Source organism: Brevundimonas sp. Leaf280 (genome assembly GCF_001422455.1).
GTDB lineage: Bacteria > Pseudomonadota > Alphaproteobacteria > Caulobacterales > Caulobacteraceae > Brevundimonas.
The window spans coordinates 506527-532620 of the sequence record NZ_LMNC01000001.1 but is presented as its reverse complement, the minus strand read 5'-3'; the positions used below and the strand labels follow the sequence as shown (position 1 = coordinate 532620).

The 26094-nt window shown below is 67.1% G+C and carries 21 protein-coding genes; 6 read left to right on the top strand and 15 right to left on the bottom strand.

The genetic code is table 11. The annotated features are described in order from the left end of the window. The first annotated feature begins 73 nt into the window (after positions 1-73). Complete coding sequence (locus ASF31_RS02515) at positions 74-1132, top strand: YeiH family protein (protein WP_235551238.1); 1059 nt, start codon at positions 74-76, stop codon at positions 1130-1132. On the opposite strand, the gene ASF31_RS02510 is transcribed toward ASF31_RS02515, so the two are convergent. Next, complete coding sequence (locus ASF31_RS02510; protein ID WP_055753162.1) at positions 1129-1860, bottom strand: glutamine amidotransferase; 732 nt, start codon at positions 1858-1860, stop codon at positions 1129-1131. The genes ASF31_RS02515 and ASF31_RS02510 overlap by 4 nt on opposite strands. 22 nt (positions 1861-1882) lie before the next feature. After that, the gene (gene rlmJ / locus ASF31_RS02505; protein WP_055753161.1) at positions 1883-2698 is read right to left on the bottom strand and encodes a 23S rRNA (adenine(2030)-N(6))-methyltransferase RlmJ; all 816 of its coding nucleotides are present in this window, start codon (positions 2696-2698) and stop codon (positions 1883-1885) included. Positions 2699-2814: 116 nt separating this feature from the next. On the opposite strand from rlmJ, the gene ASF31_RS02500 reads away from it, so the two are divergent. Next, positions 2815-3837, top strand: a complete 1023-nt coding sequence (locus tag ASF31_RS02500) for a DNA topoisomerase IB (RefSeq protein ID WP_055753160.1) — start codon at positions 2815-2817, stop codon at positions 3835-3837. Between the two features lie 15 nt (positions 3838-3852). Here the strand turns inward: ASF31_RS02500 and tdh are convergent, their stop codons facing one another. From tdh to ASF31_RS02465, 7 genes are all read right to left on the bottom strand, one after another. After that, a complete protein-coding gene (gene tdh / locus ASF31_RS02495; RefSeq protein WP_200918558.1) occupies positions 3853-4893 on the bottom strand; it encodes an L-threonine 3-dehydrogenase in 1041 nt (346 codons plus the stop codon). Between the two features lie 117 nt (positions 4894-5010). Beyond that, complete coding sequence (locus ASF31_RS02490) at positions 5011-6201, bottom strand: glycine C-acetyltransferase (RefSeq protein ID WP_055753158.1); 1191 nt, start codon at positions 6199-6201, stop codon at positions 5011-5013. Between the two features lie 42 nt (positions 6202-6243). Beyond that, entirely contained in the window at positions 6244-7158 is a 915-nt protein-coding gene (locus ASF31_RS02485; protein WP_055753157.1) for a DUF4232 domain-containing protein, read from the bottom strand. Positions 7159-7210: 52 nt separating this feature from the next. Then, the gene (gene mce / locus ASF31_RS02480) at positions 7211-7633 is read right to left on the bottom strand and encodes a methylmalonyl-CoA epimerase (RefSeq protein ID WP_055753156.1); all 423 of its coding nucleotides are present in this window, start codon (positions 7631-7633) and stop codon (positions 7211-7213) included. Beyond that, positions 7630-9789 carry a methylmalonyl-CoA mutase gene (gene scpA, locus ASF31_RS02475; protein WP_055753155.1) on the bottom strand — a complete coding sequence of 720 codons (2160 nt, stop codon included), beginning with the start codon at positions 9787-9789 and terminating at the stop codon, positions 7630-7632. The genes mce and scpA overlap by 4 nt, the downstream gene beginning before the upstream one ends. Then, the gene (locus ASF31_RS02470; protein ID WP_055753154.1) at positions 9786-11168 is read right to left on the bottom strand and encodes a methylmalonyl-CoA mutase family protein; all 1383 of its coding nucleotides are present in this window, start codon (positions 11166-11168) and stop codon (positions 9786-9788) included. The genes scpA and ASF31_RS02470 overlap by 4 nt, the downstream gene beginning before the upstream one ends. Then, entirely contained in the window at positions 11168-13147 is a 1980-nt protein-coding gene (locus ASF31_RS02465) for an acetyl/propionyl/methylcrotonyl-CoA carboxylase subunit alpha (protein ID WP_055753153.1), read from the bottom strand. The genes ASF31_RS02470 and ASF31_RS02465 overlap by 1 nt, the downstream gene beginning before the upstream one ends. Positions 13148-13332: 185 nt before the next feature. On the opposite strand from ASF31_RS02465, the gene ASF31_RS14380 reads away from it, so the two are divergent. Further along, positions 13333-14202 (top strand): hypothetical protein, encoded by an 870-nt coding sequence (locus ASF31_RS14380; RefSeq protein WP_156355833.1) that lies wholly within the window; start codon positions 13333-13335, stop codon positions 14200-14202. Here ASF31_RS14380 and ASF31_RS02455 read toward each other — a convergent pair. Then, the gene (locus ASF31_RS02455; protein ID WP_055753151.1) at positions 14199-15734 is read right to left on the bottom strand and encodes an acyl-CoA carboxylase subunit beta; all 1536 of its coding nucleotides are present in this window, start codon (positions 15732-15734) and stop codon (positions 14199-14201) included. The genes ASF31_RS14380 and ASF31_RS02455 overlap by 4 nt on opposite strands. Between ASF31_RS02455 and ASF31_RS14375 the strand changes: the two genes are divergently transcribed. The 3 genes from ASF31_RS14375 to ASF31_RS02445 are packed head-to-tail and all read left to right on the top strand — an operon-like array spanning position 15733 to position 18335. After that, positions 15733-15873 (top strand): hypothetical protein, encoded by a 141-nt coding sequence (locus tag ASF31_RS14375; protein WP_156355832.1) that lies wholly within the window; start codon positions 15733-15735, stop codon positions 15871-15873. The two genes, ASF31_RS02455 and ASF31_RS14375, sit on opposite strands and share 2 nt — an antisense overlap. Then, complete coding sequence (locus ASF31_RS02450; protein WP_055753150.1) at positions 15866-17290, top strand: short-chain fatty acyl-CoA regulator family protein; 1425 nt, start codon at positions 15866-15868, stop codon at positions 17288-17290. The genes ASF31_RS14375 and ASF31_RS02450 overlap by 8 nt, the downstream gene beginning before the upstream one ends. Positions 17291-17297: 7 nt before the next feature. Next, a complete protein-coding gene (locus ASF31_RS02445) occupies positions 17298-18335 on the top strand; it encodes an oxidoreductase (RefSeq protein WP_055753149.1) in 1038 nt (345 codons plus the stop codon). On the opposite strand, the gene pyk is transcribed toward ASF31_RS02445, so the two are convergent. The 5 genes from pyk to ASF31_RS02420 all read right to left on the bottom strand — a co-directional run bounded on the left by pyk (position 18332) and on the right by ASF31_RS02420 (position 26042). Further along, positions 18332-19777 carry a pyruvate kinase gene (pyk, locus tag ASF31_RS02440; protein ID WP_055753148.1) on the bottom strand — a complete coding sequence of 482 codons (1446 nt, stop codon included), beginning with the start codon at positions 19775-19777 and terminating at the stop codon, positions 18332-18334. The genes ASF31_RS02445 and pyk overlap by 4 nt on opposite strands. Before the next feature lie 136 nt (positions 19778-19913). Continuing rightward, positions 19914-21617, bottom strand: coding sequence for an alkaline phosphatase family protein (locus ASF31_RS02435; RefSeq protein WP_055753361.1), 1704 nt, complete (start codon positions 21615-21617; stop codon positions 19914-19916). Between the two features lie 72 nt (positions 21618-21689). Further along, positions 21690-22634: a DUF808 domain-containing protein gene (locus tag ASF31_RS02430; RefSeq protein ID WP_055753147.1), complete on the bottom strand. Its 945-nt coding sequence runs from the start codon at positions 22632-22634 to the stop codon at positions 21690-21692. 2 nt (positions 22635-22636) lie between these two features. Then, on the bottom strand, positions 22637-23845 hold the full coding sequence (locus tag ASF31_RS02425) for an LL-diaminopimelate aminotransferase (RefSeq protein WP_055753360.1): 1209 nt from the start codon (positions 23843-23845) through the stop codon (positions 22637-22639). 163 nt (positions 23846-24008) lie between these two features. Beyond that, positions 24009-26042 carry a TonB-dependent receptor gene (locus ASF31_RS02420; RefSeq protein ID WP_055753146.1) on the bottom strand — a complete coding sequence of 678 codons (2034 nt, stop codon included), beginning with the start codon at positions 26040-26042 and terminating at the stop codon, positions 24009-24011. Between the last annotated feature and the right edge of the window lie 52 nt (positions 26043-26094).

Here is a 26094-nt window from a genome sequence, read left to right as displayed (position 1 = left end):
TCTCCAAATCGGATTGAAACGACCATAACTATCCGTTGGACCGGCGTCGAGGGCAGGCGCATCACGCTTGACGATGAAGTCCGCCGCCCTGCCCGCCCCCTTCCAAACGCCCACTTTGGCGTCGGTGACGGCGTTCGGACGCACGATCCGGCCGGGCGTCATGCTGTGCCTGCTGGTCACTCTGGCCGCCATCGGTCTGACCAGCATCGAGCGCGACGTGATCGGCCATGTCTGGCTGGAGCCGCTGGTGCTGGCCATCCTGCTGGGCGCCGCCGTCCGCACCGCCTGGACGCCCGATGCGCGATTCAAGGCCGGGATCGACTTCTCGGCCAAGATGCTGCTTGAGGTGGCGGTGGTGTTGCTCGGCGCCTCGGTCAGCGCCGCCACCCTGTCGTCGTTAGGGGCCGGATTCGTCCTAGGCATCTTCGCCCTGGTCGCGCTCGCCATCATCGTCGGTTTCGGCGTCGGTCGCGCCTTGGGCCTTAACGCGCGCATGGCTCTGCTGGTCGCCTGCGGCAACGCCATCTGCGGCAACTCCGCCATCGCCGCCGTCGCCCCCGTCATCGACGCCGACGGGAAAGAGGTCGCCGCCTCCATCGCCTTCACCGCCGTGCTCGGCGTGATCGTGGTCTTGGCCTTGCCCCTGCTGGGTGGCCTGATCCATCTGAACGGCCTGCAATACGGCGCCCTGGCCGGTCTGACCGTCTATGCGGTGCCGCAGGTTCTGGCCGCCGCCGCGCCCTTCGGCGCCCTCGCCACCCAGACCGGCACGGTGGTCAAGTTGGTGCGGGTGCTGATGCTCGGTCCCGTCATCCTCGCGCTGTCGCTGATTTTCCGTGACCGCGCGCCCAGCGCCGCAAAGCCCGGCCTGTCGCGCCTGCTGCCTTGGTTCATCATCGGCTTTCTTGTCATGATCGGCCTGCGCTCGTTTGACCTGATCCCGCAGGCCGCGCTCGCGCCCATGGCCGCCGCCTCGGGCCTGCTGACCGTCGTCGCCATGGCCGCCCTGGGTCTCCAGACCGACATCCGCGCCGTTGCCCGCGCTGGCGGACGGGTCGTCGCCGCCGTCATCCTGTCGCTGGGCGCCCTGGTGGTGCTGGCGCTGGCGCTGATCCGGCTGCTGGGGCTCTAGATCCCGCTGCCGTAATCCTCGACCGGCGGCGGGGTCAGCAGCAGGAAGGCGCGGATCCAGGCGGTCAGCACCGCCCGGTCATTGGGCCGCTTCAGACTGTCGATCGCCTGATCGGCCACATCATGCGGGATGCGCGCCCCGCGCCGTCCCTCGATCAGGGCCGCCGCATAGTCAGGCTGAAACTCTGGGTGGCACTGAAACGAGATCGCATCGTCGCCCCAGGCCAGGCCGGCGTAGGGCGTGAAGCCGCTGGACGCGATCACCCGCGCATCGTCCGAAACCGCGACGACCTGATCCTGGTGCGACACGGGAATGGCGATCGTCCGCGCACGCGGATGCATCCACGGCGCATCCTCGCGCACGTCATAGCGGTGCAGACCCACGCCCCAGCCCTTGTGCGATTTCTCCACCACCCCGCCGAACGCATGGGCCAGCGCCTGATGCCCGAAACAGATGCCGACCAGCCGCGTCCGCCCCCGCGCCGCCCTCAGCCAGTCGATCAACTGCGGGATCCACGGCAGGTCGTCATAGACCCCCGCCGCCGACCCCGTGACGATGGCTCCCTGAAAGACCGACGGATCCTCAGGCAGTTGCCCCGACTGCACGTCGAACCGCGTCGTCGGCACGCCCTCGCCCAGCAGGGCCCGGAACCGCGCCGGATAGTCGTCGAAATCGTCCTTCAGATGCTCCGGTGGGTGTCCGGTTTCCAGAATGGCGATGCGCGTCATGCGATCAACCTAGTGACTGCGGTCAGAAGGTCCAGACCTCGGCCCGTCCGCCCGCCTCACCGAGCGCCCCCGCGACCCAGCCGCAGATCTCGGTCGCGGCCGCTTCCGCGCCCGCCGGCGGATTGACCACCACCAAGGCGCAGCCGTTCATCTTCATCGGATTGGTCAGCGGCCTCAGCCGCGCCTCGGCGACTAGGGTCTGCCCCGCCTTGCCCTGCAGCCGCCGGATAAAGCCGTCGAGGGTCTCCAGATCCTTCAGCGGCGTCCAGATCGCCACCGTCGCCGTCGGATCGCGCTTCACCACCGAAATCGCGGTCTCAGCCGAGCGGATATAGTCGTCGGGCTTTTCGAACGGTGGGTCGATCAGGACCAGCGGCCCGCGCACCTTCGCCGCCTCCGCGACCACCGCCGCATAGCCGTCGCCCTCGCGCGCCTCGGCGTTCGCTCGCCCCGCCAGCGCCTCGGCCAGCATGGCCCGCACCGGCGGGTTCAGCTCGAACCCGACATACCGACCGCCAGGCGTCAGCGCGTCCGCGATCAGCAACGGCGACCCCGGATAGAACCGCGACCCGCCCTCAGGATTCAGCGCCGCGACCTCGCCCGCCAGCGCATCCATCAGCGGCGTCCGCCCCTCCGCGGACATCAGCCGCGCAACGCCGGCCTCGGCCTCCTTCGACCGCGCGCCGTCGCCCGACAGATCGTACAGCCCCGCCCCCGCATGGGTGTCGAACACCGTCAGCGGCCCGGCCGCCTGCCGCGCTTTCACCAACCACAGCACCAAGGCGTGCTTGACCAGGTCGGCGAAGTTTCCGGCGTGAAAGCTGTGGCGATAGTTCATGCCGCCTCGTCTCGCGCCGCGTTCCTGTGGTCAAGCGGAACTCGCCGCCCCGGCCCCGCGTTCGTCGCTCGTCTTCGGCAAGCGGCTGAAAGACCAATGAAAGGAAAACGCGGCGGATGGCCGACGGATCGCACGCCTTCGACATCGCCGTCGAGGTTCCGCAAGGGCTCAGCTACTGCAGCGACGAGTTCGCGGGCCTGAGCCGTCGCCGAGCCGGCAAGGGCTGGTCCTATCGGGACGCCAAGGGCAAGACGATCAGCGACGCCAAGGTCCTGGCCCGCATCCGCGCCCTGGCTATCCCGCCCGCCTGGACCGACGTCTGGATCTGCCCCAAGGCCAATGGCCATATCCAGGCCACCGGCCGCGACGTGAAGGGCCGCAAACAGTATCGCTATCACAACGACTGGAGCACGGCCCGGTCCGAGAACAAGTTCGACAAACTGCCCGCCTTTTCGCGCGCCCTGCCCAAGCTGCGCGACAAGGTCGAGCACGATCTGAGCCTACGCGGCGTCTGTCGCGACAAGGTGCTGGCCACCGCCGTGCGCCTGTTGGAGATCACCCTGATCCGGGTGGGCAACTCCATCTACGCCAAGCAAAACCGCAGCTATGGCCTGACCACCCTGCACAAGCGCCATCTGGAGGTGGACGGCTCGGCACTGACGTTCGAGTTTCGCGGCAAGAGCGGCAAGGACCACAGCGTCAGCGTGAAGGACCGCCGTCTGGCCCGCGTGGTGCGCGAGCTGGAGGGCCTGCCCGGCCAGCAACTGTTCAAATACCGCACGGCGGACGGCGAACTGTGCCCCGTCGATTCCGATGACGTGAACGCCTACATCCGCGAGGCGATGGGCGAGCAGTTCTCGGCCAAGGACTTCCGCACCTGGGCCGGCACCGTCTCGGCGGCGCGGGCCTTGCGAGACACCGAAGCCCCGACCTCGCCCACCGACGCCAAGCGAAAGATCACCGTCTGCGTCAAGGCCGTGGCGGGCCTGCTGGGCAACACCCCAACCGTCTGCCGCGCCTCCTATGTCCACCCCAAGGTCTTCGCCCTGTTCGAAAGCGGCGAAATCACCGATGTCTTGCCCGGCTCGGAGACCAAGGGCTTCGAAAAGGCGTTGATCAAACAGCTGCTTGCGGTCTGATCAACGCCCAAGGCTTCAGGCGGCCTTTTCCCAGTCCAGCACGACCTTGCCCGACTGGCCCGACTTCATCGCTTCAAAGCCTTCGCGGTAGTCGGCATAGCCCAGGCGGTGGGTGATAAGCGGGCTGAGGTCCAGACCGGCCTTCAGCAGGCCCAGCATCTTGCGCCAGGTGGTGAACATCTCGCGGCCATAGACGCCCTTGATTGTCAGGGCCTTCAGGATGATCGCGCCCCAGTCGGTCTCCATCGGCTTGGACGGAATGCCCAGCATGGCCATGCCGCCGCCCATGATCAGGGTGTCGACGCACTGTTTGAAGGCGATGGGCGACCCCGACATCTCCAGCGCCACGTCGAACCCGACCTTCAGGCCCAGCTCCTTCATGACGTCGTGGATGTCTTCCTTTGTCGTATTCACGGTGCGCACGCCCGGCGCCACCTTCTGCGCCAGCTCCAGCCGGAAGTCGTTGATGTCGGTCAGGACCACGGTGCGCGCGCCCGCGTGACGGGCCACCGCGGCGGCCATCATGCCGATGGGGCCGGCGCCGGTGACCAGGACGTCCTCGCCCAGCAGGTCGAACTGCTGCGCCGTGTGCACCGCATTGCCGAACGGATCCAGGATCGAGCCGATCTCATAGGGCACGTCGTCCGGCAGTTCGATGACGTTGAAGGCCGGAGCCACGACGAACTCGGCGAAGGCGCCTTGGCGGTTGACGCCAATGCCGCGCGTCTTGGGGTCCAGGTGGAAATGACCGGCGCGGGCGGCTTCCGAGTTCAGGTCGATGACATGACCCTCTGCCGAGACACGCTGGCCGATCTTCAGCGGGCGATCGACGTCCTTGCCGATGGCGACGATCTCGCCGGCGAACTCGTGGCCGGTGATCATCGGGGTCGGGACGTTCTTCTGGGACCATTCGTCCCAGTTCCAGATGTGGATGTCGGTGCCGCAGACGGCCGTGCGATGCACCCGGATCAGCACATCCTCCGGTCCCGCCTCGGGGATCGGCGCGTCGATCAGTTCCAGGCCGACGCCGGGCGCGGTCTTGGCCAGGGCCTTCATCGTGTCGGTCATAGTCTCAACTCCCTGAAATCACGGCTCCGGGTTCATCCCGGAACCGGCGGCTGAGGCCCCACGCCTTCTCGCCGCTTGGTCTTCGTCGATGGCGGGCGAAAGGGGCTAAATGACGCCCAGTTCCCGTCCCGCCTGAGTGAACACTTCAACCGTCCGGTCGATCTGATCGAAGCTATGCGCCGCCGACATCTGTGTACGGATGCGGGCCTGACCACGCGGCACGACGGGGAACGAGAACCCGATCACATAGACGCCCAGCTCCAACGCCCGCGCCGCGAAATCCTGCGCCAGTTTGGCGTCGCCCAGCATGACAGGGATGATCGGATGCTCGCCGTCCAGCAGGGTGAAGCCTGCGTCCGACATGGCCCCGCGATAGCGATGGGCGTTGGCCGACAGACGGGTGCGCAACGCATCGCCTTCCGTCCCTTGGGCGATGCGGATGGCCTCCAGGCTGGACCCGCACACGGCCGGCGCGAGTGCATTGGAGAACAGATAGGGCCGCGCCCGCTGCTTCAGCAGTTCGACCACCGACTTCTTGGCGCAGATGAAGCCGCCCATGGCGCCGCCCAGGGCCTTGCCGAAGGTTCCGGTGACGAAATCCACCTCGACACCGTGATGGGCGAACGAGCCCCTGCCTTGCATGCCGAGGAAACCCGTGGCGTGGCAGTCGTCCACCATGATCAGGGCGTCGTATTTGTCGGCCAGCGCCCGGATCTCGTCCAGCTTGGCGATATAGCCGTCCATTGAGAAGGCGCCGTCGGTGGCGATGATGATATCGCGGGCGCCGGCCGCGCGGGCCTCCTTCAGCCGGCTTTCCAACTCGTCCATGTCGGAGTTGGCGAAGCGATAGCGTTTGGCCTTGCACAGCCGCACCCCGTCGATGATCGAGGCGTGGTTCAGGCTGTCGGAGACGATGGCGTCGTTTTCGCCCAGCAGCGGCTCGAACAGACCGCCGTTGGCGTCGAACGCGGCGGCGAACAGGATGGCGTCCTCGAAACCAAGATAGCTGGCGATGGCCGCTTCCAGTTCCTTGTGGATCTCCAGCGTGCCGCAGATGAAACGCACGGACGCGGTGCCCGCGCCCCACTTCGCTTGCGCCGCCATCCCGGCCTGGGTCACGCGCTCGTCGCCGGCCAGGCCAAGATAGTTGTTGGCGCAGAAGTTCAGCACGTCGCGTCCGGCGACCTGGATCACAGGCCCCTGGCGCGAGGCGATGATGCGTTCGGGTTTGGTCAGGCCTTGGGCGTCGATCTCGGACAATTCGCCGGCGACGCGGTCGTAGAAGCTCTGGGTCATGGGCCGCGACCTACGCCGATTTTCGATCGGTTTCCACCCGCCTCAGGTCGCCGGCGCCGGGTTGGCCTCGGCCCGGATCGGACTGACGCGGATGCGGCCGCCGCAGGGACTGAACGAGAACGGCAGGCTGACGGCGGCGGTATCGCTGGGCGCAGTGACCTTTATCGTGGCCGCGTCGGGACAGGTCTTTTGCATCGCTTCGTTGGGCACGACGCTCCAGGCCATCTCGAAATAGGCCTTGGCCCGGGGCGCCAGCTGAACCGGCGTCGGGGCCTGACCTTGGCGGAAATAGCTTCCGGGACTCTGTTCGGCGCGGATGGACGACAGGGTGCGCCCGCGCGCGTCCTGCAAGGTCACGGTGGGGTAGCCGGTCAGGCTGCAGGCCTGGCTTCCGATATTCTGAAGACTGAAGTTGGTGACCCGATTTCCGGCGCCCGCATCCCCGTCGCCCGCCGCCAGCGTCAGTTGCGGCCCCTTGCAGGGCAGCGCAGCGGGCAAGACCCCGCCGGTCGCCTCGGTCGGCGTCTGACCTGGCGTCGGCAGCGGTCCGGGCGTCGCATCCGCCCCGGGGATCGGCCGCGAGCAGCGCTCCAGCACCGCGACACCTGTGGTGCCGTCCGGACCCAGTCGGCTCAGCGTACCGCTCTCCTGTCCATCACGCGTCGCCGTCCACCATTCCGCCCCGCCGCCGACATAGCGCGCGCCGCTGGCGGCCTGCACCGAACGCAAGGCATAGGTCTGGTTCTGATGGGTCAGCATGGCGTTGTCGCTGTCGATATACTGGACCTGAAGCGTCGCGCCGCTTTCGCAGGCATAGCCGACCGAGGGCGCATTGGATGCAGGCGCGGCCGACGGTTCGACCGGGGCGGCGGGCTGTTCCGGCTCGGTGCGAGAGCAGGCTGCGGCGCCGGTCAGGGCGGCGATGGCGACGAATGCGGTCAGGCGGTGCGACATCATGTCATGTCCTCTGGTTTCGCCTTCAACGGCCCAACCTGACCAAAGGCTCCGCTTAATGCCCCGCTTTTGGCGTCTCCATCAGCTCGATCAATACGCCGCCCATGTCACGCGGATGCAGGAAGACGACCGGCGTCCCGTGCGCCCCGATGCGCGGCTCGCCCGTGCCCAGGATTGTCACGCCCTTGGCCCGCATCTCGGCGACGGCGGCATGGATGTCCGCGACCTCGAAACAGACGTGGTGCTGGCCGCCTTTCGGGTTCTTGGCCAGGAAGCCGACGATGGGACTGGTGTCGTCATAGGGTTGGATCAGCTCGATCTGAGCCGTCGGCGTATCCACGAAACAGACCTTCACGCCTTGCGCCGGCAGGTCGAAGGGTTCGCCGATTTTCGTCGCGCCGAGGATATCGCGATACAGTTTGATCGAGTCGGCGATGGATGGCGTGGCGACGCCGACGTGGTTCAGGGCGCCGATCATGACTTGTCCTTTTCAGGGGCGGGCTGGGCGTAGCCCAGACGCTGGTTCAGCTTCTCGATCAGGTCGATCGCCGTATCGGCGATGGCCGAACCGGGCGGATAGACGGCGGCCGCACCCATGTCGAGCAGAGGCTGGACGTCGGACGGCGGGATCACCCCGCCGACCACGATCGTAATGTCGGGCCGGCCCAGTTTCTCCAACTCGGCCTTCAGCTCGGGCACCAGCGTCAGGTGCCCGGCCGCCAGCGATGATGCGCCGACCGCGTGGACGCCCTTCTCCACCGCCTCTTGCGCGGCTTCTGAGGGGGTCTGGAACAGGCTGCCCGCCGTAACGTCAAAGCCCAGGTCGCCGTATCCGGTGGCGACCACCTTCTGGCCCCGGTCGTGGCCGTCCTGACCCAGTTTGGCGATCAGGATGCGCGGTGGACCGCCGTCGTTCTCGACGAAGGTCGCCACCATCTCTCGGGCGCGGGCGAAGCGAGCGTCGGTCCCCGCCTCCTTGGCGTATACGCCCGAAACGGTCTGGACCGTCGCGATGTGGCGGCCAAAGGCGGCCTCCAGCGCGTCGGAAATCTCTCCTACCGTCGCCTTGGCGCGTGCCGCCTGAACCGCAAGCTCCAACAGGTTGGCGTTCCCGAGCGCACCGTCGGTCAGGGCGTTCAGCGCCGCATCGGTCGCCGCCTGGTCCCGCTCGGCCCGCAGACGCTTCAGCTTGTCGATCTGAGCGGCCAGCACCGCCGCATTGTCGACCTTCAGCATCGGAATGTCGTCGACGACGGGGTTCAGATATTTGTTCACCCCGACCACCGTCTGCTGACCGGTGTCGATCCGGGCCTGGGTCTTGGCGGCGGATTCCTCGATCCTCAACTTGGGAATGCCCGCCTCGATGGCCTTGGCCATGCCGCCAAGAGCCTCGACCTCGGCCATATGGGCGCGCGCCCGTTCGGCCAGTTCGTGGGTCAGCCGTTCGACATAGAAACTGCCGCCCCAAGGATCGATCACCCGCGTCAGCCCCGTCTCCTGCTGCAACAGGATCTGGGTGTTGCGCGCGATCCGGGCCGAAAAGTCAGTCGGCAGGGCCAGGGCCTCGTCCAGCGCATTGGTGTGCAGGCTCTGCGTCTGGCCGCCCGCCGCCGCCATGGCCTCGACCATGGTGCGGGGCACATTGTTGAACACGTCCTGCGCCGCTAGCGACCAGCCCGATGTCTGGCAGTGGGCGCGTAAGGACAGCGACTTGGGATCGACCCCGCCTTCCTTGCGCACCGCCTCGGCCCACAGCAGGCGGCCGGCCCGCATCTTGGCCACCTCCATGAAATAGTTCATGCCGATGGCCCAGAAGAAGCTTAAGCGCGGCGCGAACCGGTCGATCGGCATCCCCGCCGCGACGCCCGCCCGCAGATATTCGATCCCGTCCGCCAGCGTATAGGCGAGCTCGATATCCGCCGACGCCCCCGCCTCCTGCATGTGATAGCCGCTGATGGAGATCGAATTGAACTTCGGCGTCTCCTGCGCCGTCCAGGCGAAGATGTCGGCGATGATCCGCATCGAGGGCTCGGGCGGATAGATGTAGGTGTTGCGGACCATGAACTCCTTCAGAATGTCGTTCTGAATGGTCCCGGTCAGGGCCGCATGCGGCACGCCCTGTTCTTCCGCCGCGACGACATAGAGGGCCAGGATCGGCAGAACCGCCCCGTTCATCGTCATCGACACCGACATCTGGTCCAGCGGGATCCCGTCGAACAGGGTCCGCATGTCGTAGATGCTGTCGATGGCCACGCCGGCCATGCCGACGTCGCCCTTCACCCGCGGGTGGTCGCTGTCATAGCCCCGGTGCGTCGCCAGGTCGAAGGCGATGCTCAACCCCTTCTGCCCCGCCGCCAGATTGCGGCGATAGAAGGCGTTGGATTCCTCAGCGGTCGAAAAGCCGGCGTATTGGCGGATGGTCCAAGGATTGCCCGCGTACATGGTCGGATAGGGACCGCGCAGGAAGGGCGCGAACCCCGGCAGGCCGTGCTGGTGATCCAGTTCGTCCAACCCCTCTGGACCATAGGCGGTCTCGACCGTCAGCCCCTCGGGCGTCAGCCAAGGCGCGCGCGTCGGCCCCTGCCCGGCCGTGTCGAGGGTCAGGGCGATCTTGCTGAAATCGGGAAAACTCATTGAGCCGCCTCCTCGAAGGCCGCGGCGAAGCGGATCGGCGTCAGGGGTTCGCATACCCGCTCCACCGCCGCAGCCGCCTCATCGCCCACCTCGACCGGCGCCGGCCGCACGTCTGCGTCCACATATTTCGTCACCCCGATGATCTGGACCGCGCCCTTCGCCAACGCCGCCTCCCGCAGGGCGCGGGCGCGGGCGATGCGGGGCTGGATCACCGAGCCCTTCAGGGCCTCGACCAGACCGCCCTCGGCCTCGATCATCTGGAACTCGGCCCAGCCGGCCTCGGCCAGATCCCGCGTGCGGGCGTCCAGATACCAGCTCCCCGCCGCCGGATCGTCGACCCGGCCCAGGTTGGCCTCTTCCATCAGCACCAGCTGGGTGTTCCTGGCCTGTCGCCTAGCGAAGGCGTTGGACCTCCCGTTCGCGCGGGTGAAGCCGTCCAGCACCACCACATCCGCGCCACCCACGGCGCCCGCAAACCCCGCCGCCGTCAGTCGCAGCAGATTGGGCCAGGGATCGCGCGCCGACAGCATCCGCCGCGACGACCGCGCCTCGATCACCGCCGGCGTCTCGACCCCAAAGGCACGCGTCAACGCCGCCCAGATCAGCCGCATGGCCCGCACCTTGGCCAGGCTGTCGAAATATTCTGCATCGACCGACAGACCGACGACCGTCCCCTTCAGCGCCGCCTCGACCGACATCCCCGCGTCCACGGCCGCCTTCACGTGGGCCACGACGCCGGCGGCCGCAAAGGCCAGTTCCTGCGCCGCCGATCCGCCCGCCTCGTGGGCTGCGCGCCCGCTGGCCAGGAAAAAGGTCGCGTCGGGATAGGCCCCCGCATGGCGCGCCGCCGTATTGGCCGCCAAGCTCAGATGCTCTTCCACAGAACGCGGCGCCCCGCCCGCCTCGGCGAAGGCCGAGACCGGGTCCATATGAAATCGCAGCTTGGCGCGCGGCGACCCCTTGGCGACGACCGCCAGGGCATTGGCTGCATCCGGCCCGTCGATCCCGGCGTCCAGCGCGACGGGCGCCAGCTCCAGCGCCACGCCTTCCAACGCCCGGCTGAGCGGAGCGGAATCCGCCAGCACCCGCCCCTTCAGCACCACCGAGGCCGCGCCGTTCTCCAAATCAGTCAGGACGGCGGCGTTGACCGCCTCGGCATCGTCGCCCTCCACCAGCGTACGCAGATCCCAGGCCCGGCCTTCGGAGTCGGACGGGCGCGGGGCGAAGATCGGCTGCACGCCCGTCGCGCCTGCGTACAGCGGCCGCGTCACCAGTTGGTCGGCGTCGAGATGCATCAGCGACTCGATTGGCCGATCCTTCAGCGCCTTCTGGGCCGCCTCGCGCCATTCCAGCGGCGTGGGCGCGGGAAAACCCGTCATCACCCGAACTCCACCAGCACGTCGTCCGCCGCCACGGGATCGCCGTCCTTGGCGCCGACGGCCTTCACCACCCCGTCGCGCTCGGCCTTCAGGATGTTCTGCATCTTCATGGCCTCGATGATGGCCACCGTCTCGCCGGTCTTCACCTCTTGGCCCACGACCACCGGGATCGAGACCACAAGACCCGGCATCGGCGACAGCACCATCTTGGAGGTGTCCGCCGCGACCTTCTCCGGCAGGCGCGCATACAGTTCGGCGACATGAGGCCGCAACACCCGCACCCGGGCGCGGGCCGCGCGGTGGCGGATATCGAAGCCGTCGGCGACGCGCTTGACCTCGGCGGTGAAGGCCTCGCCGTCCAGTTCGGCCTTGAACTGGGCCAGGCCGGGGCGCCAGTCGATGTCGGACAGGCGGATGTCGCCCCCGCCCGTCAGGGTCAGGATCATCTCCTCGTCCTCGTCATAGGACAGGCCGACGCCGTGGGGCGTCTTGTCGATCATCACGATCCAGTCGGTGCGGTCCGACGGGTCGCCGTCCTGTTCGGCGATGATCTCGTGCATAGCCAGCGCCGAGGCGATCAGGATGTGTTCCTGCTCCACCGTCGGGCGCAGGCCGTTAAAGCCGTCCGGGAATTCGTCCTTGATATAGCTGGTCGACAGATTGCCCGACTTGAACCGGTCCTGGTCCATCACCGCCGCCAGGAAGGGCACATTATGCCCCAAGCCCGACAGGTGGGTGTCCTCCAGCGCGCGGGCCATGCCCTCGACCGCCGCCTCGCGCGTCTCGCCCCAGGCGCACAGTTTGGCGATCATGGGGTCGTAGAACATGCTGATCTCGTCGCCCTCGCGGACGCCGGAATCGTTCCTGACCACATAGCCGTTATGCTCGCCCTCCTCCGGCTGCTCGTAGCGGACCAGTCGGCCGATGGACGGCAGGAAGCCGCGATACGGATCCTCGGCGTAGATCCGGCTCTCGATCGCCCAGCCGTCGATCTTCAGGTCCTTCTGTTCGAAGGCCAGCGTCTCGCCCCAGGCCGAACGGATCATCTGTTCGACCAGATCGACGCCGGTGATCAGCTCCGTCACCGGATGCTCGACCTGCAGCCGGGTGTTCATCTCCAGGAAGAAGAAGCTCTTGTCCTGACCGGCCACGAACTCGACCGTGCCGGCTGAGTCATAGTTGACCGCCTGGGCCAGGGCGACGGCCTGGGCGCCCATGGCGGCGCGGGTGGCCTCGTCCAGCAGGGGCGACGGCGCCTCCTCGATGACCTTCTGGTTGCGGCGCTGGATCGAGCATTCGCGCTCGAACAGATGGACCACATGGCCGTGCTTGTCGCCCAGCACCTGGATCTCGATGTGGCGCGGGTCGATGATGAACTTTTCCAAAAAGACCCGGTCGTCGCCGAAGGCGTTCAGCGCCTCGGCCTTCACCGCCGCAAACCCCTCGGCCATGTCGGCGTCCGAATGGGCCACGCGGATCCCCTTGCCCCCGCCGCCGGCGCTGGCCTTGATCATGATCGGATAGCCGATCTGGTTGGCGATCTTGACCGCCTCCTCCGGCGTCTCGATCAGCCCCATATGCCCCGGCACGGTCGAGACCCCCGCCTCGGCCGCCAGCTTCTTGGAGCTGATCTTGTCGCCCATGGCCTCGATGGCCTCGGGGTTCGGGCCGATGAAGGCGATCCCCTCGTCCCTCAGCCGCCGCGCGAACCCGGCGTTCTCGCTCAGGAAGCCAAAGCCCGGATGCACGGCCTGCGCGCCCGTCTGGCGCACCGCCTCGACGATCTTGTCCGCCAGCAGATACGACTGCGCCGCCGGCGCCGGCCCGATCAGCACCGCCTCGTCGGCCATCTCGACCGCCAACGACCCGGCGTCGGCCTCCGAATAGACCTGCACGGTTTTGATGCCCATGCGGCGGCAGGTCTTGATGATCCGAACCGCGATCTCGCCCCGGTTGGCGATGAGGATTTTGGAGAACATTCTTAAGCTTTCAGCTTCTGGAGCGGTATCATCGGGAAGGCCAGCGATGTGTGCGGGATCGCCGATTCGGCCGTAGTTGCGTGCCGCTTCTGTGGCACTTTCAGTGGAAGCAAAAGCGAGGCCCAAACAGCCGCCGCGACGGTGTCCACCCTGAGAACACAAACTGCCCAAGGAGCTATCGCGCAGTGGACGATCTCAACGAACTTCACCGACAGCAGGGTCGCGAACTTTTGCGACTTCAATGTCGCGCCTTGGACGCCTTGATCGAAGTGATTGCCGGACATAAGGACGCCCATAGCGACTTGGACCGGATCACCATCTGGATGCTTCAAGCTATTGGCGTCTCCGCCAACAGCATTTTGAAGCTCACCGAGACAGTCGATATGTCGATCCGAGATTGCTTTGGCATTGCGCGTTCCGCTGCCGAGACTGCAGTGAATGTTTCCTACATCGCTGTTGGCGGGCACAAACTTGCAGACTTGGCCATTCGACACCTGCGTCAAAAACGTTGGCGCGACCTCAAGCGTGTTGCTCAGATGGGCGACCAACAGATTATTGTAGAGCGTCACCTTCCTTACGGCCCAGAGAATTTCCCTGGACTTCAAGAAGCGCTGGATGAGTTCACCAGCCCCAAAGGGCAGGAAATCCGCGATTGGACTACAGACAATATTCAAAAACGTATCTCCCTTGTTGATGGGGCTTCAAAACGCTCGGCCCAGGCTCTTTCAGGTGCAGTGTTTGCTATCTATCGTCCATCGTCCGAACTTCTTCACGGAAGCTTCTACGGCGTAAACTATTTTTGGCAGGGCAGCCTCGATAGACCCGTCTTAGGTCGAGAAGAATTTGAGCAACTTTGGGTAAACGATCATTTTGTTACGCTTCTGACGTCGATCTATTTTTCCATAAGCGGGGCCGTCGAGGCGGTTGGGGTGAAACGCGGGTTGGACGGTCATCTAAAAAGGCAGAGAGAACTTGATAAGCTAATGCAAGATTTGACTAGCCGGATGTCCGCGGTAAATCCTAGCGACGACCACTCGTTCACCCCAAGACCTTAGAGCGGAATATTGTCGTGCTTCTTCCAGGGGTTCTCCTGGACCTTGTTCTTCAGCGTCCGCAGCGCCTTCACCAGCCGCCGCCGCGTCCCGTGCGGCATGATGACGTCGTCGATGTAGCCCAGCCCCGCCGCCACGAACGGATTGGCGAACCGGTCCTTGTACTCCGCCTCTCGCGCGGCCAGGGCCGCCGGGTCGCCGGCCTCCTTGCGGAAGATGATCTCGACCGCCCCCTTGGCGCCCATGACCGCGATCTCGGCGGTGGGCCAGGCGTAGTTGACGTCGCCGCGCAGGTGTTTCGAACTCATCACATCATAGGCGCCGCCATAGGCCTTGCGTGTGATCAGGGTCAGTTTCGGCACCGTCGCCTCGGCATAGGCGAACAGCAGCTTGGCCCCGTGTTTGATCAGGGCGCCATATTCCTGCTTGGTCCCCGGCATGAAGCCCGGCACGTCCACGAGGGTCACCAGCGCAATGTCGAAGGCGTCGCAGAAGCGCACGAACCGCGCGGCCTTGCGGCTTGAATCGATGTCCAGCACCCCCGCCAGCACCTGGGGCTGGTTGGCGACGATCCCGACCGTCTGGCCGTCCAGCCGGCCGAAGCCGCAGATGATGTTCTTGGCGAAGTCGGCCCCGATCTCGAAGAAGTCGGCCTCGTCGACCACCTTCAGGATCAGTTCCTTCATGTCATAGGGCTGATTGGGATTGGCCGGGATCAGGGTGTCCAGCGACGGCTCGTCCCGTTCCGGCTCGTCATAGCTGTCGCGCACCGGCGGCTTTTCGCGGTTCGACAGGGGCAAAAAGCCGATCAGGCGGCGCACCTCCGACAGGGCCTCGAGATCGTTCTCGAACGCCCCGTCCGCCACGCCCGACTTGCCGGCGTGGACGCGGGCGCCTCCCAGGTCCTCGTGGCTGACCACCTCGTTGGTGACGGTCTTCACCACGTCGGGTCCGGTCACGTACATGTAGCTCGTGTCCTTCACCATGAAGATGAAGTCGGTGATGGCCGGTGAATAGACGTCGCCGCCCGCGCACGGCCCCATGATCACGCTGATCTGGGGGATGACGCCGCTGGCCAGGGTGTTCTGCAGGAAGATGTCGGCGTAGCCGGCCAGGCTCTCGACCCCCTCTTGGATGCGCGCGCCGCCCGCGTCGAACAGGCCGATGATCGGCGCGCCGGTGGTCAGGGCCATCTTCTGCAGCTTGACGATCTTGGCCGCATGGGCGCCCGACAGGCTCCCGCCGAACACCGTGAAGTCCTTGGAGAAGACATAGACCAGCCGCCCGCCGATGGTCCCGCGCCCCGTCACCACCCCGTCGCCTGGTATGCGTTGATCTTGCATGCCGAAGTCGTGGCTGCGGTGTTCCACAAACATGTCGGTCTCCTCGAAGGAGCCCTCGTCCAGCAGAACGTCGATGCGTTCGCGCGCCGTCAGCTTGCCCTTGGCGTGCTGGGCGGCGATACGCTTTTCCCCACCGCCCAGTTTGGCGGCGGCACGGCGGCGCTCCAGTTCTTCAAGGATGGCTTGAGTCATGATCGGTTTCGGCCTCTTGTTCGAACGGCAAGGCGTGGCGCCTTCATCGCAAAATGGCAAACGCAACTTTGCAAAAGGTGCGGAACTGCGCGGACTTGCAAAGGCGGCGACGATGAACTGCAAACTTGCGAATGGCTGAGAAGCTTTTTCTGGGCGCCAAACTGCGAAAGCTGCGCGAGGCGCGCGGCTGGACGCTGGAGGCCTGCGCCGAGCGGCTGGGCCTGTCTCCGTCCTATCTGTCGCAGATCGAGACCAACCAGCGCCCGGCGACCGCGCGCGTCCTGATCGCCCTGACCCGCGCCTTTCATGTGGACGCCAGTCTGTTCGATCTGGAGGGCGACGCCCGCCTGATCGCCGACTTGCGCGAGGCCACCACCGACATCGCAGGTCAGGCCGAGCCGCCCACGGCCGCAGAGCTGAAACAGGCTGTCGCCAACACCCCGCGTCTGGCCCGTCAATTCCTGGCCCTGCACCAGACCTTCCGCCGCCTGGACGAGCGTGTGAAGGCGTTGGACGACACCCTGGGCCGGGACGAACACGGCGCCAGCGTCGCCCTGCTGCCCTACGAAGAGGTGCGCGACTTCTTCCATTATCGCGACAACTACATCGACACGCTGGACACCGCGGCCGAGGCGCTGGCGGCGACCCTGGTTCAGGACGGCCAGATTGAGCGGGCGCTGGAGTCTGCGCTGAGCCAGGCGCACGGCGTTCGCGTCGCCTATGTCGCCGGTCAGGAGGCGCTGCGTCGCTACGATCCCGCCAGCCGCGTCCTGACGCTGGACGCCTGGCAGCCGGGCGCGACGCGGTCGTTCCAGCTGGCGCACCAGCTGGCCCTGCTGTCCTTCCGCGATTTGATCGAAGCCGAACTGGATCAAGCCGCCTTCCGCACCGACGCCGCGCGGGACGTGGCCCGCGTCGGTCTGGCCAACTATGCGGCGGGCGCGTTGCTGTTGCCCTACCGCGCCTTCCTGGAGGCCGCGCGCGAGGAAAAGCACGACATCGACCGGCTGCGCACCCGTTTCCAGGTCAGTTTCGAACAGGTCTGCCACCGGCTCTCGACCTTGCAACGGCCCGGCTGGCGCGGCGTGCCCTTCTATTTCGCCCGCGTGGACATGGCCGGCAACATCACCAAGCGCCACAGCGCCACCCGCTTCCAGTTCGCCCGCTTCGGCGGCGCCTGCCCGCTGTGGAACGTCCACGAAGCCTTCGCGGCGCCCGACCGGATCGGGGTGCAGTTGGCCGAGATGCCGGACGGCTCGCGCTACATCTCCATCGCCCGCTCGGTGTCCAAGCCCAGCGGCTCCTACCTGGCCAACGACCGCCGCTACGCCCTGTCCTTGGGATGCGAGGTCGAACATGCGGGCGCCCTGGTCTATGCCGCCGGGCTCGATCTGAACGGCCCGGCCGCCCGGATCGGCGTCAGTTGCCGCATCTGCGAGCGCACCGACTGCACCCAGCGCGCCTTCCCGCCCCTCGACCGCGCCCTTCACGTGCCCGAGAACGAGCGCGGCGTGGTGCCCTATGTGCTGGATGGCCCGCGTCCCAACCGCTATTGATCGGGGCATGACCTCCAACACACCCATCGGCGTCGCCGTCGTCGGCTACGGCCTGGCGGGCCAGACCTTCCACGCCCCCCTGATCGCCGCGACCCCCGGCCTGCGCCTGACCGCCGTCGTCTCGTCCCGGCCTGAAGCGGTCCACGCCGACCTGCCCGACGTCGAGGTCCTCCCCGACCTGAACGCCGCCCTCGCCCGCGACGACATCGGCCTGATCATCGTCGCTACCCCCGACACCCTGCACGCCGAACAGTCGATCGCCGCGCTGAGGGCCGGCAAGTCGGTAGTGGTGGACAAGCCCTTCGCCGCCACTCTGGCTGACGCCGAAGCAGTCGCCTCCTTTGCAGCGTCATCGCCCGGCGTTTTCAGCGTCTTTCAGAACCGCCGCTGGGACGCCGACTTCCTGACGCTGCGTCGCCTGATTGACCAGCGCGAACTGGGCGACGTCGCCGTGTTCGAAAGCCATTACGACCGCTTCCGCCCCACCGTCACCGACCGCTGGAAGGACCAGCGCGACGGCGGCGTCTGGGCCGACCTGGGCCCGCATCTGATCGACCAGGCGGTCCGGCTGTTCGGCCCGCCGCTGGCCATCTATGCCGACCTCCAGGCCCAGCGTGTCGGCGCCACGGCCATCGACTACGCCCACGTCCTGCTGCGCTATGACCGGCTGCGGGTCATCCTGAACATGAGCCACCTCGCCGCCGAGGCCCGCCTCCGCTACGCCGTCCACGGCACGGGCGGCAGCTTCATCAAACACGGCCTCGACGCCCAGGAGGGGCAGTCCAAGGCCGGCCTGCGTCCCGGCGACGCGGACTGGGGCGTCGATCCTTCGCCCGGTGTGCTGACGAAACAGATAGACGGCGACACCGTCCGCACCACGCCGACGCCCGAACGCGGCGACTATCCCGCCTTCTACGCCGCTATGCGCGAGGCGATCCTTGGCAAGGGCCCGCCGCCCGTACCGGCCGACCAGGCCCTGACCGTCATGCGCATCCTCGACGCCGGTCTGCGCAGCGCGGCGGAGCGGCGCGAGATCGCTCTCTAGCTCTTCTTACGGCCCTTCGACGTCGCTGCCGGAGCGTGGGCCAGGCGCAGCAGATTGGCCGCGCCCGGCGCCCCAAACGGCGTGCCCGCCAGGATCAGGATGCGCTGGCCCGGCTCGGCCAGACCATATTTCACCGCGCTGTTGACGGCGTCGTCCGTCACGGCCTCCAAGGAGTCCGGCTGCTCGCCCAGACGCGGTTCTAGCCCCCAGACCAAGGCCAGCCGGCGCGCGGTGTTGGGATTGGGCGTCAGGACCAGGATCGGCTTCAGCGGCCGCTCACGCGCCATTCGCCGCGCGGTGCCGCCCAAAGTCGTGAACACAACCAGACAGCCGGTCGAGGGCGCATTCGCCGCCATCCGCGCCGCCCCGACCAAGGCGTCCACATCATGTTCGTCCATGCCGGCATGTTCGGCGCCCATCAGGCTGGGCCACATCGGATCGCGTTCGACCCGCTCGATTATACGGCTCATGATGCCGACGGACTCCAGCGGATAGTCGCCCGACGCCGTTTCGGCCGACAGCATCAGGGCGTCCGCACCCTCATAGACCGCATTGGCCACATCGGTCGCCTCGGCGCGGGTCGGGGCCGGGGCGCTCGTCATGGATTCCAGCATCTGGGTGGCGACGATCACCGGCACGCCGCGATTGCGGGCCGCGCGCACGATCTGCTTTTGCGCCACCGGCACGTCCTCGGGATCCAGTTCGACACCCAGATCGCCGCGCGCCACCATCACCCCGTCGCAATAGTCCAGGATGGCTTCCAGATCGGCCAGGGCCGCCGGCTTCTCGATCTTGGCGAGGCAGGCCGCCTGCCCGTTCACGATCCGCTTCAGCTCGGCCATGTCCTCGGGCTTCTGAACGAAGCTGAGCGCCACCCAGTCCACGCCCATGCGAAGGGCGAAGGCCAGGTCCTCACGATCTTTGGGCGTCAGGGCCGAGACCGGGATCACCGCCTCCGGCACCGCCACGCCCTTTCGGTCCGACAGCTTCGAGCCGCTCTCGACCGTCACATCGGCCCACTCGTCGGTCCGCTCGCCCACACGCAGCCGCACCCGGCCGTCGTCCAGAAGCAGCAGCATGCCCTTGCGCAGCGCCTTGAAGATTTCAGGATGCGGCATCTGCACCCGCGTTTCGTCGCCGGGCGTCGGGTCCAGATCGAAACGCATGGTGTGGCCCGGCTTGACCGAGATCTCGACGTCCTTGAACCGGCCCAGACGCAGCTTCGGTCCTTGAAGATCAGCCAACACGCCTAGCGGACGCTGCAACGCCATTTCGGCGCCGCGCACCGCCTTCAACGCGGCGGCGTGATCCTCATGCGACCCGTGGCTGAAGTTCAGGCGAAAGACATCCACCCCCGCCTGGGCCAGCGCCTTGACGGTGCTGGGCGCACGGCTTGCAGGTCCCAGGGTGGCGACGATGCGCGCGCGACGGGCTCGGTTCATGACGTTTCCTGTTGGCTCTCTCGGACGGCAAAATGGGGCCGCCTGGGCGATTTCGCCCTCTTCTGCCAACGAAACCCGCGCTGCGTAAGGCCGCCTTCCCCTCAGGAAACATGAGTTGACGGCTGGAAACAGGAGTTTATCTGACCGCCGCCCCGCAAGCCGCCACGGCAAACCCGTTCAGATCGATGCATCGGCCCTCGACCTGGGGCGTGGAGACGCCGATCACATGGGCAAGCGTGGGGGCGATATCGACGGTCCGGATCGGCAGGAACCGCTCCTCGGCCTTGGCGCCCGGCCACCAGAAGATGATCGGCACGCGACGGTCGTATTCCCAAGGCGTGCCGTGTCCGGCGAGGGTCGAACCGACGCGGCCACCCGAGGTGGTGTTCTGGGTCCAGGCGAACTGGATGTCGGGCGATCGCTCGGCGACGGTCGACAACCGCATCCGCTCGCGCACCGTCATCATCTCGGGCTGACGGCTGTCGGGCAGAGGCTCTGCCAGCAGCCGGTCGCGCGTCTCGGCGAAGGCCACGTCCGGTAGGGCGCGCAGCATCTCGACCGCCGCCTCCGCCACCTGTGTCCGCAACGGATCGGGCAGCGACCTGTGGTCCGCATCGGCGACCATCCAGCCGCTTCCGCCGGACTGCAGCGGATCGGCGCCCAGATTGAAGCGCGCCTTCAGCGCGGCGTTGACGCCCTTGATCGCATCGGTGTCGGCGCGGTGCGCCTGCGGATAGCCATGCTCATGCAGCCGCTCGACGAAGTCCGATCCGCCGTGATCGGCCGTCAGCACCACTAACGCCCCGCCCGGAACCTGGGCCAGCTTGTCCAGGAAGACGCCCAGCGCCGCGTCCAGTCGGTGCATCTGCTCGCACATCTCCGGCCCCTGTGTGCCGTACATATGGCCGATCCGGTCGGTGGCCGACAGGCTGACGCCCAGCATGTCGGTCGTCGCACCCTGCCCCAGCTTCTGGCTGTCCAGCAGATATTCGGCGGCCTTCAGGGTCTGTTCGTCCAGCAGCGGCGACGTGTCGAACTTCAGCCCCGCCGGCGGCAGCACCGAATGGAAGGTCTGGCCGCGAATGGTCCAGTCGCCCGCCAGCGCCCGGCAGTCCGTGTTCTGATAGTCCCAGGCTGTCGGCGTCTCCGCCGTCCAGGCGTTGAAGTCACGGTTGAACGCCGCGACCGGCGCCAGCTTCGCCGCGGCCGTCTGACCCGGCTCGACAAAGGTCGTCAGTCCAAACCCGTCAGTGAACCAGAAGGCCTGCCCCTGATGACCGGCCAGATTGATCGCCCCGCGATCCTTGCCGGACACCGCCATCACCTTGCTGTCCGGACTGACGGCCTTCAGCCAGTCGCCCAGCGTGGTCGCACGCAACTGGTCCGGGCCCACCGGCCCGTTGTCGGTGTCGTCGCGCCCGTGCGCCAGATGGTTCTGCGGCGCGGCCAGGCAATAGACCTCCTTGCCGGTCTTGCCGTCGATCCAGTCGTTGGCGGGGATGCCGGTCTCGGCCGGGTGCATGCCGGTCAGAACGGTGGAGTGGCCCGGGCAGGTCTCGGTCAGACCATGGGTCTGATAGCCGTTGATCGACACCAGTCCCTGGTCGGCCAACCGGCGCAGGCCGCCGCTGTAGCGGCTGCGATACTGGTTGAAGAGGTTGGCGCTGAACTGATCGACCACGATGGTCACGATCAGTTTGGGCGGCGTCAGGGCCGCAGCCGATGCCTGAGGCGCGGCGGCCTGAACCGTCGGCTGGGCGACCGGCGCGCCGGCACAGGCGGCGCCCGCGATCGACAAGACGGCCAGACACGCGGCGGCGACGTGACGCGACAGGGACATGAACAACTCCAACAACAGCCGTGCGGCCTCTAGCTGTTGCGGATGGCGCCCGCGTGACAGCCGGGCTCGCTCCTAGTGCGATTCCTCGGACCTCAGGCGTGCGACCTGATGCAGGACCAGCACCACCACCCCGCCGACGATCACCCCGATCACGGCCGAGGCCACCGCCGTCGTCAGCCAGCTCATCACGCCGGCCAACGGCCCGAACAGTTCGCCGACGGCATGCGACAGATGCTCGACCGGCACGGCCGGCCAGTGCAGCCCCAGCGTATGAGAACCGTGCAGCAGAATGCCGCCGCCGACCCACAGCATGGCCGCCGTGCCGATCGCCGACAAGGCGCTCATCACCATCGGCATGCCCTTGACCAGACCCCGTCCCAGGGCGCGCACCCCGCCGTTGGGCCGCTGGGCCAGATGCAGGCCGATGTCGTCCATCTTCACGATCAGGCCGACTGCGCCATAGACGACGACGGTCATGGCGATGCCGACCACAGCCAGCACAGCGGCCTGGGTCAGGATCGGCTGCGCCGCGACATCGGCCAGGGCGATGGCCATGATCTCGGCCGACAGGATCAGGTCGGTGCGCACCGCCCCCGACACCGTCGTCTTCTCCAGCGCCGCTGCATCGCGCGCGACCGGCGTGGCATCCTCATGCCCGCCGTGCCCCATCGCCTCCAACAGCTTTTCCGCACCCTCGAAACACAGATAGGTCCCGCCGCACATCAGGATCGGGGTGATGGCCCAGGGCGCGAAGGCGCTGAGCACCAAGGCCACCGGCAGGATGAAGATCAGCTTGTTGCGAAACGACCCGAGCGCGATCTTGCTGATGATCGGCAGCTCGCGGCTGGGCGACAGGCCCATGACATAGCGCGGCGTCACCGCCGCATCGTCCACCACCACGCCGGCGGCCTTGGTCGAGGCCTTGCCCGCCGCCGCTCCCACGTCATCCAGCGACGCGGCCGCCAGCTTTGCGATGCCGGCGACGTCGTCCAGCAGCGCGATCAGTCCAGACGGCATAGTCAGTCTTCCCGGCTGGGCGGCACATTGACGCCCTGCGATTTCAGATAGGATTTGATGTTGCGCGCGGCCTGGCGGATGCGCTGTTCGTTCTCGACCATGGCGATGCGCACGAAGCCCTCGCCGTTCTCGCCATAGCCCACGCCCGCCGCCACCGCGACCTTTGCGTGGGTCAGCAGCTGCTTGGAGAACTCCAGACTGCCCAGATGCTTCAGCGCCGGCGGCAAGGGCGCCCAGGCGAACATGGAGGCGGCCGGCTTGGGAATGTCCCAGCCCGCACGGCCGAAACTCTCGACCAGCACATCGCGCCGGCGGTGATAGAGTTTGCGGTTCTGCTCGACGATGTCCTGCGGCCCGTTCAGCGCGGCGCACGCCGCCGCCTGGATCGGCGTGAAGGCGCCGTAGTCGAGGTAGGATTTCACCCGCGTCATCGCCGCGATCAGCTTCTTGTTGCCGACCGCAAACCCCATGCGCCAGCCCGCCATGCTGTAGGTCTTGGACAGGGAGGTGAACTCGATCGCCACGTCCTTGGCGCCCGGCACCTGCAGGATCGAGACCGTCGGCTTGCCGTCGTAGTACAGCTCCGAATAGGCCAGGTCGCTGATGATCCACAGGTCGTTGGCCTTGGCGAAGTCCACGACGCGTTCGTAGAAGGCCAGATCGACCGTCTCCGCCGTCGGGTTCGACGGATAGTTCATGACCAGGATCTTGGGCCGCGGCACGGTGAAAGCCATGGCCCGCTCCAGCGCCTCGAAATACTTCTCGTCCGGCGTAGTCGGCACGCTGCGGATCGCAGCCCCAGCGATGATGAAGCCGAAGGTGTGGATCGGATAGGACGGATTGGGCGCCAGGATCACGTCGCCCGGCTCGGTGATGGCGGTGGCCAGACTGGCCAACCCCTCCTTGGAGCCCATGGTGACGATCACCTCGGTCTCGGGATCCACATCGACGCCGAAGCGGCGGCCATAATAGTTGGCCTGGGCGCGGCGCAGGCCGGGGATGCCGCGTGACGCCGAATAGCCGTGGGCGTCGGGCTTCCTGGCCACCTCGATCAGCTTGTCGATCACATGCTGCGGCGGCGGCAGGTCTGGGTTGCCCATCCCCAGGTCGATCACGTCCTCGCCTGCCGCACGGGCCGCCGCGCGCATCGCATTGGTCTCGGCGATGACATAGGGCGGCAACCGCTTCATGCGGTAGAATTCTTCGGACATGACAGGCTCGTCGTTGGGATCTGCGGCCGTGGATCGACCGCCTTTAGCGCTTAGCGCGCCAGCGGCCTCGCGCAACAGCATTGAAGGTCTTTTTCACCCGTCAGGCGGACGAAATCTGTGCGTCGCGCAAAAACCTGGTCGAGAAGACAGCCGGTCCGCGTGCTCAATAGCTCAACCGCAGACCGATGCTGAGCGTTCGCGGCGGGCCATATCCGGCAACGCCCGTGCCCGTTTCCGACACCTCGACATTCTCGTCGAACAGATTGTCCGCGGCCATCCAAAGGGTCGCGTTCCGCGTGAAGGCCCATTCCCCTCGCGCATCCAGCGTCACGGCGGCGTCCAGCACCCGGCTGTTCAGGTCGTCGTCGAACCGGCTCGATTCATAACGTGCCGCCAGCGCCAGGGTCAGTCGATCGGTCGCGCGCCAATCCAGCCCGGCCGTCGCGCTCCATTCCGGCGCCTGTGCGGGACGCAACCCGGTCAGCTGCGCGGCGGACGATCCGCCGTCGATCTCGGCGTCGGTCCAGGACGCAGCGGCGTTCAGCGACACGGCTGACGACAGGTCCAGCGCCCCCGTCAGTTCCACGCCCCAGGCGTCGATGGTCCCGGCGTTCTGGCGCTGGCGCAGCACGCCGCCCGCCGGCACGAACCCGGCGCGCGGGAAGGTCGCCGGCCCGGACCCGAGCGTCACATTGACGATGGCGTCTTCGATCTGATTCCAGAACACCGACGCACCCCAACGCATGCCCTCGCGGTCGAAGGCCAATCCCGTCTCCACGCCCTTTAGCGTTTCCGGCGTCAGGGCGGCGTTGGCCTCGGTGATGTCGTTGCCGACGCGGAACGGCCGGTGCAGTTCGTTCAGCGTCGCCGGCCGGAATCCGGAATAGGCCGCCGCCCGCGCCGCATAGCCGCCGCCCAGATCACGCCGAAGGGCCAGACGCGCGCTGACCACCTCGCCCGACCGATCCGGATCACTTTCGTTCAGCAGGACCGCGCCGGTCGCCAGCGTGTTCTCCTGACGGAATCCGCCGGCATTCTCCCACCGATCCACCCGCAGTCCGCCGGCCACCAGCCAGTCGGCCGCGGTCCAGGACGCATCGACATAGGCCCCGGCCACCGCCGTCTCCCCGCCCGCACGCCGAATGCGGGTGAAGCCGGCTCCTGTCGGATTGCTGAACAGTTCGTTGGTTTCGCCGTCGTTGAAGCGCGCATCGGCGCCCACCTCCCACTCTAGCCGTCCGCCCGCGAAATCGGTCATGCGGCGGCGCAGCGCCGCGTTCAGTCCCCATCCCGTCGCGGGGGTCTTGAACTGATCGTTGGCCGGCGTCGTGGTCGATCGATCGGCCGACACTGAGGCCGAACTGTTGGCCAGATTACTGTCGATCCGCCATGCCTGCAGCCGCCAGCCATAGCCGTCGGCCGACGGCGTCTGAGCCGCCGTGGCGCTCAGGCTGTGCCCGCTGGCGTTGGCGCGCGTTCCGGCCAGACCCGATCCGCGATCCTCCTTCCAGGTCGCCGCCCTGACCGACAGGTTCGCCTGTCCCAAGGCCGTATCGACGCGCAGCGCTGCACTTCGGCTGTCGAGATCCAGCGGCGTGTCCGCGGCGCCTGCCGCCGGCCCGCGCACCGGCACATAGCCGTCGCTGACTTCGCGCAACCCGCTCAACGTCACCGCCAGAGGTCCCAGTCGCGTGGAGGCGGACCCCGCCGCCCGCAACCCGCCGCGCTCGGACGCGGACACATCCACCGCGCCGCCTTTCGCGCGTTCACGCAGGGTGATCGTGCCCGTCAGCGCGCCCGCGCCATAGGGGCCCGAGCCCGCCCCCCGGATCACATCCAGGCTCTCCAGAGATTCCGGCGTCGCCTGGGACCAGATGACCCAGCCGCCGAACGGATCGTTCAGCGGCACGCCATCCAGCAGCACCAGCGTCCGACCTGCCCCGGACGGCGCAATGGCCCTCAACGAAATCCCTTGCGTCGTCGGGTTGGCCGCCGCGCTGCTGGTGCGTCGAAACAGCGACACCGCCGGCACGGACCGTAGCGCCTCGTCCAGACGCGACGACCGAGACAAGACCGCCTCATCGATCCGCACCACAGAAAACGCAGCATCAGCCGCCGCCGGCGGCAGACGCGCGGCGGTGACGACGATCTCGGGCAAGGCGGTGGGCGTGACGGGGGGAGGAGCGTCCTGGATCATGCGCCGTCAGTAGGCGGTCGTTTCGCCACATCAAAGCCCGGCGATCCGAAAC